This window comes from Paenibacillus sp. alder61, from assembly GCF_020179875.1.
Taxonomy (GTDB): Bacteria; Bacillota; Bacilli; order Paenibacillales; family Paenibacillaceae; genus Fontibacillus; species Fontibacillus faecis.
Genome location: NZ_JAIUDG010000039.1, coordinates 1 through 12,889 on the forward strand (window position 1 = coordinate 1; position 12,889 = coordinate 12,889).

At 51.3% G+C, this 12,889-nt stretch carries 16 protein-coding genes and 1 riboswitch; of the genes, 14 read left to right on the forward strand and 2 right to left on the reverse strand.

Annotation, left to right across the window (positions count from 1 at the left end; genetic code table 11):
- On the forward strand, positions 1-235 hold a 235-nt coding region (locus tag LBW89_RS26690), incomplete at its 5' end, for a hypothetical protein (RefSeq protein WP_225040888.1).
- A 407-nt stretch (positions 236-642) separates the two neighbouring features.
- Positions 643-1,014 carry a hypothetical protein gene (locus LBW89_RS26695; RefSeq protein ID WP_225040889.1) on the forward strand — a complete coding sequence of 124 codons (372 nt, stop codon included), beginning with the start codon at positions 643-645 and terminating at the stop codon, positions 1,012-1,014.
- Between the two features lie 133 nt (positions 1,015-1,147).
- On the opposite strand, the gene LBW89_RS26700 is transcribed toward LBW89_RS26695, so the two are convergent.
- Complete coding sequence (locus tag LBW89_RS26700) at positions 1,148-1,672, reverse strand: hypothetical protein (protein WP_225040890.1); 525 nt, start codon at positions 1,670-1,672, stop codon at positions 1,148-1,150.
- A 248-nt stretch (positions 1,673-1,920) separates the two neighbouring features.
- On the opposite strand from LBW89_RS26700, the gene LBW89_RS26705 reads away from it, so the two are divergent.
- The 10 genes from LBW89_RS26705 (at position 1,921) to rsmI (ending at position 9,445) form a co-directional block, all read left to right on the forward strand.
- Positions 1,921-2,106 (forward strand): sigma factor G inhibitor Gin, encoded by a 186-nt coding sequence (locus LBW89_RS26705; protein ID WP_148454181.1) that lies wholly within the window; start codon positions 1,921-1,923, stop codon positions 2,104-2,106.
- A gap of 45 nt (positions 2,107-2,151) precedes the next feature.
- Complete coding sequence (locus LBW89_RS26710) at positions 2,152-3,846, forward strand: aminotransferase class I/II-fold pyridoxal phosphate-dependent enzyme (protein WP_225040891.1); 1,695 nt, start codon at positions 2,152-2,154, stop codon at positions 3,844-3,846.
- Positions 3,843-4,493, forward strand: coding sequence for a dTMP kinase (gene tmk / locus LBW89_RS26715; RefSeq protein ID WP_225040892.1), 651 nt, complete (start codon positions 3,843-3,845; stop codon positions 4,491-4,493). Before LBW89_RS26710 ends, tmk begins: the two co-directional genes overlap by 4 nt.
- Before the next feature lie 55 nt (positions 4,494-4,548).
- Positions 4,549-4,878 carry a cyclic-di-AMP receptor gene (locus tag LBW89_RS26720; protein WP_148454187.1) on the forward strand — a complete coding sequence of 110 codons (330 nt, stop codon included), beginning with the start codon at positions 4,549-4,551 and terminating at the stop codon, positions 4,876-4,878.
- 49 nt (positions 4,879-4,927) lie between these two features.
- Positions 4,928-5,371, forward strand: coding sequence for a YaaR family protein (locus tag LBW89_RS26725; protein ID WP_213509075.1), 444 nt, complete (start codon positions 4,928-4,930; stop codon positions 5,369-5,371).
- Positions 5,372-5,411: 40 nt separating this feature from the next.
- On the forward strand, positions 5,412-6,386 hold the full coding sequence (gene holB, locus LBW89_RS26730; protein WP_213509074.1) for a DNA polymerase III subunit delta': 975 nt from the start codon (positions 5,412-5,414) through the stop codon (positions 6,384-6,386).
- Positions 6,387-6,502: 116 nt separating this feature from the next.
- The gene (locus tag LBW89_RS26735; RefSeq protein ID WP_213509073.1) at positions 6,503-7,303 is read left to right on the forward strand and encodes a stage 0 sporulation family protein; all 801 of its coding nucleotides are present in this window, start codon (positions 6,503-6,505) and stop codon (positions 7,301-7,303) included.
- Between the two features lie 50 nt (positions 7,304-7,353).
- Positions 7,354-7,722, forward strand: a complete 369-nt coding sequence (locus LBW89_RS26740; RefSeq protein WP_225040893.1) for an initiation-control protein YabA — start codon at positions 7,354-7,356, stop codon at positions 7,720-7,722.
- Between the two features lie 80 nt (positions 7,723-7,802).
- On the forward strand, positions 7,803-8,561 hold the full coding sequence (locus LBW89_RS26745) for a tRNA1(Val) (adenine(37)-N6)-methyltransferase (RefSeq protein ID WP_213509071.1): 759 nt from the start codon (positions 7,803-7,805) through the stop codon (positions 8,559-8,561).
- Complete coding sequence (gene rsmI / locus LBW89_RS26750; protein ID WP_225040894.1) at positions 8,558-9,445, forward strand: 16S rRNA (cytidine(1402)-2'-O)-methyltransferase; 888 nt, start codon at positions 8,558-8,560, stop codon at positions 9,443-9,445. Before LBW89_RS26745 ends, rsmI begins: the two co-directional genes overlap by 4 nt.
- Before the next feature lie 142 nt (positions 9,446-9,587).
- Here the strand turns inward: rsmI and LBW89_RS26755 are convergent, their stop codons facing one another.
- A complete protein-coding gene (locus tag LBW89_RS26755; protein ID WP_148454200.1) occupies positions 9,588-9,842 on the reverse strand; it encodes an AbrB/MazE/SpoVT family DNA-binding domain-containing protein in 255 nt (84 codons plus the stop codon).
- Positions 9,843-10,169: 327 nt separating this feature from the next.
- Between LBW89_RS26755 and LBW89_RS26760 the strand changes: the two genes are divergently transcribed.
- Together LBW89_RS26760 and LBW89_RS26765 are read left to right on the forward strand one after the other, a co-directional pair.
- Entirely contained in the window at positions 10,170-11,459 is a 1,290-nt protein-coding gene (locus LBW89_RS26760; RefSeq protein WP_225040895.1) for an HD domain-containing protein, read from the forward strand.
- Between the two features lie 12 nt (positions 11,460-11,471).
- Positions 11,472-12,263 carry a TatD family hydrolase gene (locus LBW89_RS26765; RefSeq protein WP_148454205.1) on the forward strand — a complete coding sequence of 264 codons (792 nt, stop codon included), beginning with the start codon at positions 11,472-11,474 and terminating at the stop codon, positions 12,261-12,263.
- A gap of 193 nt (positions 12,264-12,456) precedes the next feature.
- Positions 12,457-12,664, forward strand: a riboswitch (cyclic di-AMP (ydaO/yuaA leader).
- The last annotated feature ends 225 nt before the right edge of the window (positions 12,665-12,889 follow it).

Consider the following 12,889-nt stretch of genomic DNA (forward strand, 5'->3'; position numbering starts at 1 on the left):
TGGTGCTCTTTTTGTATGCTCAATAAGTGTGCTATTTAAAATACCTGCAAATCTGCAGGAATTTCCGAGCGTTTTAGCCTCGAAAAGCGAAAAAGATGCAAAAGTGCAGGAATTTTCGGCCCGTCCGGCCGAATCGGGCCCCGGTAGCAAAAAAGCCTGCAGATTTGCAGGAATTTCGCTCAGCAGGGGCTATCCCCCTAAAATTCCTGCGCATTTGCAGGAATTTGGCCCATAAGGGGCTCGCCCCAAAGATTTTACGGTATCGCAGGAATGGAGAGGTTAAGGGATCGTCAATTTTTCCGCAAAAGTAAGAAAAAACTGTAACGGACATTGTCATCCGTTCAGGAAAGAAATGGGATACAATAGAACTTGGCACGGAACACCCTAGGGTGTCCCTAAATCCATCCCTAAACTTCAGAAAGTACCAGAGGGAATGTAACCTTTTTGTTACCGACGGCCCGGTGACTAAGGATATAATTAAGATTGGTGTTTTAGCGTTGTTGAAGGGCTTATTGACATCCTACATTCGGGTTAACACCGGTGTACAAATACACAATGAGAATAAGGCAGGGTAAGGAGGGATACATCATGCGGCAAAGAGGAATAAGGCATTCCTTGTGCTTCATGGGAGGAGTCTTGCTGATGTTGTTCATCATCGCAGGCTGCGGCACTTCCGAGCCTACCTGGTCGACGTTTGTCGGATCGGCGGTAGAGAAGAGTTTTCCGGTTCCTAAGGAAGCCAAACGCACGGAGACCGCGATGAATAATTCGAAAATGGATTATGTTCATTATTCGCTGTCGGGCCTTAAAGAGAGCAACAGCGTGCCGGAAGCCTACGAGAAAGCCATTAAGGAATGGGGCTGGACGGAGGAGAAGGAAGAAAGCGCAGGAACGACGAGGGTGTATCATAAAGATAGATTGGTAGTTCAACTGACGATACACGATAACGCCTTTACGGTATTGGTGCCGAAAATGGAAGGGAAAGCCGTGATACAGGGATTGGAGAGTCCTTAGCGATGATTCGGGCAATAGCCCTGCGCCGACCGTGGTCGCTTGCCATATATTTGTTGACTATACAAAGAAGCCGGATCCTGTTAGGAGATACCAACAAGGAGCCGGGCTTTTTTGTTATATAGAAGTTACGAGATCAGGACATGTAATAAGAGGTGTCATGCTCGTTAAACTTGATCCAGCCGTTTTTGGGCTGCTTTTTAAGACCCGCCAGGATATACAGCCGGGGGGCCAAGAACCAAAAATGCCATACGAGCAGCGATATAATGAAGGAGAGGGGGGACCAGGGGATCAGAATGGCGATGATGCCAAGGCCGATCCAGGATGCATGCAGATGCACTTGCCGATAAGTGCTATAGCTCACGTACTGATCCGGTAAATAACCGACCCAGGGCAAGCGCCGGGTAAACCGCCAGCGTTTGCGATAAGAATGGCTGGTGATAATAAGTACGGACCGTGCAATAACGAAATGAACCCATAATACGATGGGAACGGCAAGCACAAAGTAAAATATACTCGTCCACGAGATGAAGATCATTTCCGCGATCAGCCAAATAAAAGGGAGAGTCAAGAAACCTTGAATCAAAGGCTTGGGCAGAACGATTTTTTTTAATAACCGATAATTGTAAAACGTCGCATTTTTTCCCGTATCAGCAGACATCTGAAACAGCAATCCTCCTTGGCTAACTTGGGTGCGTCCACTAAGGATGACTACAAACAATACCAGCAAAAAAACACACCTTACCTTGTATATCGGTCGAATCGAAACAATTTTTGAGTTGGATGCCGTACAAACACGGACGAACGCAAACCGGCATATATATAATATTAGAAAACCAACTATGAAAAGGTTTAAAATAGTAGAATCTGCGCCATACTGGTAGTAAAACATACAAGGTGGGATCGACAATGGACCAGCATGCCGAAAGCACGTGCATCATTTGCGGGGAACCGAAGTCGGAAGGCATCCATATCGTATCGGAGTTCATTTGTGATGCCTGCGAGGCGGAAATGGTGCATACGGATGTACAGGAGGAAAAATATCATTTCTTTATTCATCGCATGAAACAGATTTGGGTAGAAAAAAATGCATAAGAGTACTAGGGGAGGGACCTGTTCTGTGAATTGACGGGTCCTTTTATGTTGCCCTTTCCAAAGGGAACGCGTTACAATGAAGCGAAAGAGTTTTTGCAAGACAAGCGTCGAAAGGGTCAGATCGAGTTGAATGCGGAACAGAAGCACGGCAAGGATACAGAACAATTGAACCAAACTATCGACCAGGATGATTATCATAAAGACCCGAATGCGGGAAAAAAAGAGCCGGCAGCCCAAGGCACGCGCGCAAGCGCTCCCTTATACACCGCTTTGCAGGAGTATATCGCCAAGCGCGACGCTTCTTTTCATGTGCCGGGGCATAAGAACGGCACGGCCTATGAGCGAGGCGCGGCGGGGGCCGAGCTCGCCGGGGTGTTGGCCCTGGACGTGACGGAGATCAACGGCACGGACGATTTGCACCACCCGGAGGGCGTTATACGCGAGGCGCAGGAACTGGCGGCCGGCGTGTTTGGCGCGGAGGAGACGTTTTTTTTGGTTGGCGGCAGCACGGCCGGCAACCTCGCAATGATCCTGAGCGTGTGCACCGCTCCGGGAGATGTCCTGCTCGTGCAGCGCAATGTCCATAAATCCGTGATCCACGGATTGATGCTGGCGGGCGCGCACGCGGTGTTTCTGGCGCCGCAGCAGGACGCAGGCAGCGGCCTGGCGACCATCCCGTCGGAGCGGACGGTGCGTGAGGCCCTGCGCCGGTATCCCGGCGCCAAGGGACTGCTCGTCACGCACCCGAATTACTACGGGATGGGAGCCTCGCTGCGCCCGCTGGCCGAGCTCTGCCACGCCGCCGGCGTGCCGCTGCTCGTGGACGAGGCGCACGGCGCCCACTTCGGCCTGCACCCGGCTCTGCCGGAGAGCGCGCTGCAGGCCGGCGCCGACGGCGTCGTGCAGTCCACGCACAAGATGCTGAGCGCGCTCACCATGGGCGCCATGCTGCACGTACAGGGCGGCCTGCTGGACCGCGGTCTGCTGCGGCAGCGGCTGGCGATGGTGCAAAGCTCGAGCCCGTCCTATCCGATCATGGCGTCGTTGGACCTCAGCCGAAGCAAGCTGCAAGAGGAAGGGTCCGCCTTTTTTGAACGCGGCTTGGCCGCCGCGGAGCAACTGAGGAGGGGGCTGCGCGAACTCCCTCGCTTCGGGCTGCTGAAGCCGGGCGCAAGCGGAGATCATGCAGCATATGCTATACAAGATCCGTGGAAGGCGGTTCTCTACGATACCACCGGCGAATGGAGCGGATACGAACTGCACGCCAAGCTGGAAGAAGGGGGCTGCGTCCCCGAAATGAGCGACGAGCGGTACGTTGTGCTGGCGCTTGGTCCAGGGACCACGAGTGAAGATGTCTCCCGCGTATTGCGGAGATTGGGGCAGCTTTCGGCGGTCGGGGAGGCCTCCCGTTTTTCCACGTGGAACATCCAAACCGATGCGAAATGGTCGGCGTGGGATGAGGTATCGTCGCCGGTGGCCTTCGGACTTCGTCCGGTGGGGCCGGAGGAAAAGGAAACGATCCGCTTGGAGGAATGCGAAGGGCGCCAAGCTGCCGAGATGATAATCCCCTACCCTCCGGGCATTCCGCTGCTGTATCCGGGGGAGACGGTCAGCCGCCGCATGAAGGAGCAGTTAATGGCGCTCCGCCGAGCCAAGGCCAAGTGTCAGGGGCCGGCCGATCCGACGTTAAAGACCATACAAGTGATTAAGCACAGGACGGAAAGCAGGGAAGGGCATTGAACGTAAAAAAACGGGGATTATTTATAACGCTGGAAGGCGGCGAGGGATCGGGAAAGACATCAGTCATCCATGAATTGGGTAAAGCATTAGAAGAGAGAGAAATTCCCTATCTCGTAACCCGGGAGCCGGGAGGAATCCGGATCGCTGAGCAAATCCGCGAGGTGATCTTGAATCCCGCCCATACGGAAATGGATAGTCGAACCGAAGCACTTCTTTATGCGGCCGCCCGTAGGCAGCATCTTGCGGAGAAGGTGGAGCCGGCCTTGGCTCAGGGGATCACGGTGTTGTGCGACCGGTTTGTCGACAGCAGTCTGGCTTACCAGGGCTACGCCCGGGGACTAGGCATCGACGAAGTGCTGTCGATCAACTTGTTTGCTACCGCCGGCCGGTTTCCAGACATCACCTTTTATATGGATATTGAGCCTGAGGTGGGGATCGCCCGAATCGCTGCGGCCCAGGGCCGGGAAGTCAACCGGCTGGATCTGGAAGGAATGGATTTTCACCATAAGGTCAGGGAAGGCTATGGGATTCTGGCGGCCATGTATCCGGATCGTATTCGCAAGGTGGACGCGTCGGCCAGCCTCGAAGAGGTGGCAACCGAGATAAGGGGCCGGCTTGCCGCGGCTTTAAAGGATTTTGGACTGTAAATGTCAAATAGTAAAGAGAGCTATTCAATCCTAAGTTAACGAGGAGGGGCTGCAAATGAAACTGATCGTTGCAATTGTCCAGGACAAAGACAGCAACCGGTTATCCAGCGCGTTGGTGAAGGAAAACTTCCGGGCGACCAAGCTGGCGAGTACCGGAGGGTTTCTGCGGGCGGGGAATACGACGTTCATGATCGGGGTGGATGATAACCAGGTTGAAGCCGTGATGAATGTAATCCGTAACAGTTGTAAAGTACGCGAGCAATTGGTTACCCCGGTTACGCCGATGAGCGGAACTACCGATTCGTATTTACCGCTGCCGGTGGAGGTTCAGGTTGGTGGAGCTACGGTTTTCGTTCTGCCGGTAGACCGGTTTGAACATTTTTAAGGCAAATCCTTAAATCCATTTAGATTATAGAAAGACGGCGGTGATTGCTGTGAAAATAGATCCGGGTTACCGGCCGCTAAAAAGCGGTTTGGGTATCAATGAAAATGCGGCCAAGCCGGTTCAGGCAAAAAGCTTCTCCGACGTCATGCAGCAGCATGGCACACAGGCATCCAAGGAAGAGCTGAATCGCAAGTTTAAAGAGATACAAATGCAGGGGGATCGGCTTGCCCATTCCATGACGATTCGGGAACTTAAGGCATACCGCCTGCTTGTGAAACGATTTTTGGAGGATACGGTCCGCCGGGGCGTAGGCATTAAAGAAGCTCGGGGCTGGGATCGCCGCGGGCGCGGCAAACGCTACAAGCTGTTGGATGAAGTGGATGCCGCCCTGCTGGCCATGGCCGATGAGCTGCTGGAGACCGAAGAAGGAAAAATCGAGCTTCTGCAAAAAATCGGCGAAATCCGAGGGATGCTGATCAATCTCTGCTTTTAGAGTCGGCGCTCCCCTCCTTTTGGAAAGGTAGACCAGAATTATGTCTTTCAAGGATATTATCGGGCAGGAGGCGGCGAAGCAATTATTGCAGAGCGGCCTCCGTCAACATCGTATTTCCCATGCTTATATATTCAGCGGACCGCCTGGAAGCGGACAGAAAGAAATGGCCTTGGCTTTTGTTCAGGCCTTGTTTTGTACCTCGGGGACCGAGGATGCCTGCGGAGAGTGTCTGGAATGCCGTAAATTGCTGCACGGCAATCATCCCGACCTGCATGTCATCGCACCCGAGGGGGCTACGATTAAAATCGATCAGATCCGCGATTTGCAGCGCATCTTTTCGTACCGTTCGGAAAGCGGTAATCCCAAGGCGTACATTATTGAACAGGCGGACAAAATGACCGTGCAGGCGGCGAACAGCCTGCTGAAGTTTTTGGAGGAACCCCCTTCTCCGGCGTTGGCTATTCTGCTCTCGGACAATGGACGCGCTCTGCTTCCGACGATTCAATCGCGGGCCCAGTGGGTGCCATTCCAGCCGCTCGATCCGGAGACAATGCTGCAAATTTTGTCTGGCGAGGGTTTTTCCGGAACGCTGGCCCGCTGTGCCGTCCAAGTGGCGGCCGGACCGGAGGCATGCCGCGAACTGCTGCGCCAGAATTGGTTTGCAGAAATTAGAAACGTAGTGTTACAATTAGGGAAGGAGACCGCTGGCCGTGGCGGAACTCCGTTGGTAACAGCGCAGCAAAGCGTATTTAAAGCAGGTTTAGGCGATCATTTGGACATGCTCTTTGACCTTTTCCATTTGTGGTTCAAAGATATGCTTCATTCGCTCTATCAAAGACATGACCATATCGTTTTTATAGATGAGTTGGACTTTATTCGTAGACACGCTTCCTCCCGTAACCCGGGGCAATGGATCGATGCCATGGCGCTGGCTGCGGAGAGCAAGAAGAAGCTGCGTCAGCATATGAATAGCCAGCTCTGCCTCGAGCAGTTCCTGATCGGTATTGGCGGATAACGCCGACCTCGGGATTATAGTGATTTCGGACCGGACAGTTAAACTTTCTCCCGTGCAAGAACATGGGTTTTTACAGAATTTGTGTGTTTTTTATAGGTATACAAGGGGGTTAGTTTTTGTACACTGTAGTAGGTGTCCGTTTTAAAAAGGCGGGCAAAATATATTACTTCGACCCGCTGGAGCTTCCCGTAGAGAAGGATCAGAGTGTGATCGTCGAAACGGCACGCGGGATCGAGTACGGTAAAGTGGTTGTCGGCAAGAAGCAGGTCGGAGAGAATGATGTCGTGCTTCCGCTGAAGAAGGTCATTCGGATCGCCGATGAGTCCGACGCCCGTGTTGTTGAGGAGAACAAGTTTGCGGCAAAGAATGCCTTTGCTACATGTTTAAATAAAATCAAAGACCATGATTTAAAAATGAAGCTGGTCGATGTGGAATTTACGTTTGACCGCAATAAAATTATTTTTTATTTTACGGCGGAAGGCCGGGTCGATTTCCGTGAATTGGTTAAGGATCTGGCCAGCATTTTTCGGACCCGGATCGAGCTGCGGCAGATCGGTGTTCGCGACGAGGCCAAGATGCTTGGCGGAATCGGGCCCTGCGGGCGGGTATTATGCTGCTCTTCCTGGCTCGGCGACTTTGAGCCGGTGTCGATCAAGATGGCCAAGGATCAAAGCTTGTCCTTGAATCCGACCAAGATATCGGGGCTTTGCGGCCGATTAATGTGCTGTCTGAAATTTGAGCATGATAATTATGAAAGCGTGCGAGAAGAGCTCCCTTCGGTCGGGAAATTGGTCGTCACTTCGCTGGGTGACGGTAAAGTAGTCGGCCTGAACGCGGGGGCCCGGACGGTTCATGTCCAGCTGTTTGAAATCGGCAAAGTCAAGGAGCTCCCGCTCGACGATGTCGTTGTGAAATAGGAGACAATACATTCAAGAAAGACTTTAGAGAATGACTCTGGGGTGGGAACTTGGAGAATAAGGATATATTCAATCATATGCAGGCGCTGGAAAAACAAATGGGTAAGGTTCACGGCCAATTTAGCACGCTGATGCTGGAGGTCAAGAGGCTGCTGGAAGAGAATCAACAGCTTCGCCTGGAGAACGAGAAGATGCGCAAAATTCTGAAAGGGGACGGCGCGGAAGGCAATCCACCCGCCGACTCCCCGGTTTCTCCGGCACCTAGGCCGGAGGGCGACGAAAGCATCGATATCGTTGGGGAAGGGTACGACAATCTGGCGCGTCTTTATCACGAAGGGTTCCACATCTGCAATGTCAATTACGGACATTTGCGCACGGAAGGCGACTGCCTGTTCTGCTTGTCTTTTTTGAATAAATAACGAACCGTAGGGATGCTTCCTACGGTTTTTTTTAAAGATTTAAAAATTTTCGATTACTTTTTACAGAATGGAAGATCAATTTGAAGAAGCAACCTGTACTCTATGAAAAAGAGCGTATCGACGACCTGCTGACTCACGAGTTGGGGATTATTCAAAGCGACGAGGTGTTCAGCTTTTCGATGGATGCCGTGCTGTTGGCCCGATTTGCCCAAATTCCCGGCCGCGGACACGTGCTGGATATGTGTACCGGCAACGGCGTTATTCCGCTGCTGCTGTCGACCCGCAGTCAGGCAAAGATCGACGGCATTGAAATCCAGCCGCGGCTTGCGGATATGGCCCGGCGGAGCGTGGAGATGAACGGGCTTACGGAGCGGATCAAGATACGCGAAGGGGATCTACGGGAACTCCCTAAGGAGAAGGACCGCCCGGTTTATGACGCGATAACCGTCAACCCGCCTTATATGCCGCTGACGGGCGGAGATTTGAAGATCAACCCGCACCAAGCCATCGCCCGGCACGAAATCCACTGCACGCTGGAGGAGGTCATAGCTGCGGCCATGCGGCTGCTTCGACCCGGCGGCAAATTCTTCATGGTACATAAACCCCAGCGTCTTGGGGAAATGATGACCTTACTGCGCCAATATCGGCTCGAACCGAAAATCGTTCGCTTTGTTCATCCCCGAATCGGGGCGGAAGCCAATATGGTGCTGATTGAGGCATTGCGCGACGGCAAGCCGGATGTTCGGATCCAGCCGCCGCTGATCGTTTACGACGAGTCCGGCAGCTACTGTCCGGAAATCATGAATATCTATTACGGACCAAAAGAGGGAGAAGCATGAGTCTAACTATACAGAAGAGTTTTGCGGAAGCGCAGGGTACCCCTTACGGTAAGTTATACCTGGTGGCTACGCCGATCGGCAACCTGGAGGATATGACCTACCGGGCCGTCAGAACGCTGCGGGAAGCGGACATTATTGCGGCGGAGGACACGCGGCAAACCCGCAAACTGCTGACGCATTTCGAAATTTCGCCGGGCAAGCTGCTCAGTTACCACGAGCATAATAAGGCGGCAAGCGGGCCGGAATTAATCCGTTTTATAATAGAAGGAAAAAATTTGGCCCTGGTCAGTGACGCCGGATTACCGGCGATTTCCGATCCGGGCAGCGATTTGGTGAAATTGGCGGTAGAAGCCGGAATTTCGGTAATTCCGATCCCGGGGGCCAACGCGGCGTTGTCGGCGCTGATCGTATCCGGTCTCCCTACGGAACGGTTTCAATTTATCGGTTTTCTGTCGCGGGATGCCAAAGAGCGCCACGTTCTTCTCCGTTCGCTGGAGGACGAGGCGAGCACGTTGTTATTGTATGAATCTCCCCATCGGGTGATCAAGACGCTGGAGGCTATTCTGGAGACCTGGGGGGACCGTCGGATCGTGTTGGCTCGTGAGCTGACCAAAAGATACGAAGAGATGGCACGGGGCCGTGTGAGCGATTGCTTAACGTGGCTGACGGAACATCCGCCGCTGGGGGAATACTGCCTGGTGGTGGAAGGAGCGGATCCCGCCAAGGTCAAAGAGAGGAAGGACGCTTGGTGGCAAGAATTATCGATTGAGGCGCATGTGCGCCACTATGAGGAAGAGCAGAATCTCTCCCGAAAAGAAGCGATGAAAAAAGCCGCCTCCGACCGGGGAATGTCCAAACGTGACGTCTATAAATTGTTAATATAGTGGGTTCCCTTTGGACATCAAGATAAAAAAAGCGCACAAAAAAAGGGGCCTTACAGGCCGGGTTCAAGCCTGAAGGCGCCAAGGAGATATGAAAAAGGTTAGAATTAACAGTTTTTAATAAACCTATTATATACTATATTTCTTAATTTGTCACAGGGGTAGGAAGTTCGGTCAAACATTCCTGGCAAACAATTTTGCCTTTGAAGTAAGTGACGTTCTCAGCATTGCCGCAGAAAATACAAGCGGGCTCGTATTTCTTTAGCATAATGCGCTCGCCGTCGACATAAATCTCGAGGGCGTCCTTCTCACCAATACCGAGCGTGCGGCGCAATTCGATAGGAATTACGACCCGTCCCAATTCGTCTACTTTTCTTACGATACCTGTTGATTTCATCATAACCGATGATTGCCCCTCTCGCTATAATTTAAAAGTGTCATTATTCGACAAACTTCTATCTTTTATGATAATTATAATACCAACCATTGCCAGATCAGTCAACCTATTTATGGTAGAGTTCAGTATAATTTCTAATTTTAAGCTTTTTGAGGTCATGATGCAATGGGATTCTTGGCGTTTTACCCCGTAATTTATAGATTCGACATCTTGGAAGTTACTATACCGACTTATTACGACAAATTTCGACATAAACCTACGACATCAGTCACAATCCTTCTTTATTTATCAAAAACTATTTTTTGAAATTAAGAAAGGGGACTTTATGCCATGCACCTTCAGCTTCGGGAAGAAAAAGTTTTTAAGGATCCTGTTCATAATTATATTCATGTTCAGGACGAAATGATTTGGTCGCTGATAAACACGGCGGAATTTCAAAGGCTGCGTCGGATCCGCCAATTGGGAACCTCCTATTTAACCTTCCATGGAGCCGAGCATAGCCGGTTCTCCCACTCCTTGGGCGTTTACGAGATTACACGTCGCATTATATCGCAGTTTGAGCGCGCCCATTATCCGGATTGGCCGCAGGAGGAGAAGTTGGTCGCTTTATGTGCGGCGCTGCTGCATGACCTGGGGCATGGTCCCTTCTCCCATTCCATTGAGCAGGCGTTTCAAATGCATCATGAGGACTGGACCTGCAAAATCCTGCTCGGGGATACCGAAGTAGGCGAGGTACTTAGGAGACATGCCGAGGATTTCCCCGAGAAGGTGGCCGCGGTTATCCGCAAAGATTATGAGCATCCCATCGTGGTAAACCTGGTTTCCAGCCCGCTCGATGCGGATCGCATGGATTATTTGTTGAGGGACGCCTACTTTACCGGCGTCAACTACGGAACGATCGATATGGACCGGATATTGCGGATGCTGCGTCCTTTCCAGGGCCGAATTGTCGTCAAGGAATCGGGAATGCATGCGGTGGAAGACTATTTGATGTCCAGGTATCAAATGTATTGGCAGATTTATTTTCATCCGGTGACGCGCAGTTCGGAGATTATTTTGCGGCAAATCTTTCGGCGGGCGAAGGAGCTCCATGCGGGGGGACACGAGTTCAGGTTTCTTCCGGAACCGCTACCTGGTCTGTTCAAACGGGATTTGACCGTACAGGAATACCTGCTGCTTGACGAAGCTTTGGTTCAAACCGCCTTTATGCAGTGGAGGAACGAATCGGACGAATTGTTGAGCGATTTGTGCGCCCGTTTTTTGAACCGCAAATTGTATAAATATGTAGAAGTGGAATCGCTGGACCTGGAAACGATTGACGAAATTCGCGCTGCCTTCGGGAGAATCGGGCTTCACCCGGAATATGACCTGGAAATTGATTTTCCGACCGATCTGCCTTATGATGTGTTTCGTCCGAACGGGGAATTTCGGGATAAACAGATCCTGTTGTTGGACCGGCAGGACCAGCTGAAGGAAATTTCCGAAGTGTCGGATATTGTGCGTTCCATTAGCGGTTTGCACCGGGGCAAGTATCATTTGTACTACCCTGAGAATAAATTGAGACCGGTTATGGACCGGCTGCCGCGACATATCGCGGAATATTTTGAACAGGGAACATAGGAGGGACAACTCATGGAACTATTTGATACACATACGCATATGGATGCGCCTCAATTTGACGAAGACCGTCATGAAGCGATCGAACGCGCCTTGGCGCAAGGCGTGACGCGGATGATCAACATCGGTTTTAACCGCGATACGATCCCGACGACGATGAAGTTGGCGGAGACTTATGACTTCATTTATGCGGCGGTAGGCTGGCATCCGCAGGACGCCATTACGATGAAAGAAGAGGATCTCGACTGGATTGCAAATTTATGCAAACATGAAAAGGTTGTCGCTATCGGGGAAATCGGTCTGGATTACTACTGGGATACGTCCCCGAAAGAGGTCCAGCACGAGGTATTCCGCAAGCAAATCCGGCTGGCCCGAGAGCTGGGAATGCCGATTTCCATACATAACCGGGATGCCCACGAAGACGTTGTTCGGATTCTCCGCGAGGAGCGGGCGAACGAAATCGGCGGGGTCATGCATTCCTATTCGGGCAGCTGGGAAATTGCCAAAATGTGTCTGGATTTGGGATTTCATTTGTCGTTTGGCGGACCGATTACGTTTAAAAATGCAAAGCAGCCCAAAGAAGTATTGGCGAAGACTCCGCTGGACCGATTGCTGATCGAAACGGATTCCCCATATTTGACTCCCCACCCATTTCGTGGGAAAAGAAACGAGACCGGGCATGTCCGTTTGGTCGCCGAGGCCGCTGCCGAGTTAAAGGGGATCTCGGTGGAGGAAATCGCTGAAATTACAACTCAAAATGCGCTGGAACGATTTGGTATCTCGAGTAATCGGGAGAAAAACGGGTGAAAAAAAGAGTATTTCGGAAAGATTAATGCTTTTTAACCAACTCCAGTGAGTATATTACATTTTTTTAACCAATTATTAAAATAAACGTTGTTGATTCGTCCTTTACAACATGCATCGAAACAGGATAGAATCTTTTCAGTAATCGATTTGGGGTCGTTAACTTGCCGTTGACGATTCCGTTATATGGTTCCATGAACCAGTCTCGCTGAGTCTCCGAACATGGAGAACGGGGGAACCGACTACAGTGCCGAAGGGATTTCCAACCGGACTGTAATTGATTTCTTTATCGGGTCTTTGGGGTGAATTCAAGGTCATTGCGCCGTGAGCGAATGGCGGAGAAAGGGCGGCTCTCTGCGTCCTAACCCGACAGCTAACCTCGTAAGCGTACTAAGAGAGGGCAAACTCGTGCATCCTATTACACCAAGACATTCGGAAGCCACGAAAGAGAGCCTCTTACTCTTTCTAAGGCTTCTTTTGTTTTGAATAAACGTAATAGGGTCATCATACTGTGTTAAACAGGAGGTGACTTGATGCCGGGTAGACTGGGACGGGATGCGGAATGCGGCTTTCATTAGGCATTTCGTAAAAATGAAATGTAGTCACGTCATATGTAACACGATTCGACC